The sequence below is a fragment of the Citrobacter sp. wls619 genome, from assembly GCF_005281345.1.
GTDB lineage: Bacteria > Pseudomonadota > Gammaproteobacteria > Enterobacterales > Enterobacteriaceae > Citrobacter.
The window spans coordinates 126,603-126,860 of sequence record NZ_SZXJ01000099.1; the positions used below are offsets into that span (position 1 = coordinate 126,603).

Sequence of the window (258 nt, forward strand, 5' to 3'; positions counted from 1 at the left end):
CACCTGAGCCTGCGGCGTCAGGCTGACAGTATTCAGGTTCTCAAGTCCGATGTCGTATCGATAACCCGTTTCCACAGAGACCGCGCTGGCCGTTGAATCATAATCCGTTGACCCGACATCACCGTTATCGACGCTGTTATTGTACAGCCCATACTGGTACCAGCTATCCACATACAGTCCGCTATGGTCCTTCGCATCCGCAAACCAGGTGGCATAAGCCCCAAGATTGTAACCGGCTACGTTACCACTGGCAGAGAA

The 258-nt window shown here is 53.1% G+C and carries 1 protein-coding gene; it reads right to left on the bottom strand.

Annotation, left to right across the window (positions count from 1 at the left end):
• Positions 1-258 (bottom strand): autotransporter outer membrane beta-barrel domain-containing protein (locus tag FDX19_RS21840; protein WP_137384372.1); only part of this gene is annotated, 258 nt, incomplete at both ends.